General features: G+C 54.6%; 1 pseudogene. It reads right to left on the bottom strand.

Annotated elements, in window-relative coordinates:
* Nucleotides 1-1,054 (bottom strand): annotated as a pseudogene (locus ABRP95_RS12015) (IS3 family transposase); the annotation flags it as partial.

Genomic DNA, 1,054 nt, shown 5'->3' with positions numbered 1-1,054 from the left:
TGAGGGGTTCAAGGGTCTGATTCCGATATTGCATCGGGGTCAGGCCCTTGAGTCGTTGTTGGATGCGTTCGGTGTTGTACCACTGGATGTAATCTTCGATCGCTTGGTTGAAGTCTTCGACGGTGTCGAAGACTTCCCCGTGGTACATCTCGGTCTTTACGTGCCCGAAGAAGTTCTCCATTACTGCATTGTCGTAGCAGTTGGCTTTACGCGACATCGACTGAACACCACCGTTGTCACCGATCAGGTTACGCCAGGAGGAATGCTGGTACTGGAATCCTTGATCGGTGTGCATCATCCACCCAGGCTTCGGTGCACAGGCTGCGATCGTCTTGGACAAAGAATCGGCGGTAAACGCTGCCGTCGGCGATGTGGCCACGGTGTGAGCAACGATTGAGCGGTCGAACAAGTCCATCACCGGTGACAAATACACTTTTCGGCCTGCGACCCTGAACTCGGTGACGTCGCTGACAAAGACGGTGTTTGGCGTGTCTGGGGTGAATTTGCGGTCGAGTTTGTTGTCAGCGATGTGGCTTATAGTTCCTGCGTAGGAAACATACGGCCTGCGTTGGCGGATCTTGGCTCGAAGACCCATCTGATGCATGAGTTTGTAGACGAGTTTGTGGTTGACCACCCAGCCCTTGTTGCGCAGGTCCAGCAACACCCGCCGGTAGCCGTAGCGATGCTTGTTAGCCTCGAAGCTTTCTAGGATCGCGTCCTTGATCGCAGCGTGCTTATCTGGCTCGCTGAGTCGTTTCTGGTGATAGAAGAATGTCGACCGTGGGATACCTGCTGCCTCTAGGAGGTACTCTAAGCGGTGGTGAGACTTGAGGATGACGATCGCCTGAACTTTCAGGCGTGTCCCTGATTCCTCAAGTCCCGCAATTTTTTTAGATAAGCGTTTTCAGCTTCCAACCGTGCGATCTGGCGGCGCAGCTTGTCTTCTTCTGTAAGCCGCTTCGGTGCGGCCGAGCCTTTAGGCCTGCCCTTCGATTTCGGTTTCAACGCCTCAACGCCGTCTTTGCGCCATTTCCGCGCCCAGTCTTTGACGAGC

This window comes from Corynebacterium sp. KPL2895 (assembly GCF_040225815.1).
Lineage (GTDB): Bacteria > Actinomycetota > Actinomycetes > Mycobacteriales > Mycobacteriaceae > Corynebacterium > Corynebacterium rhinophilum.
Note: the sequence above shows the minus strand (reverse complement) of the source record. Positions and strands in the feature narration are given on the sequence as shown.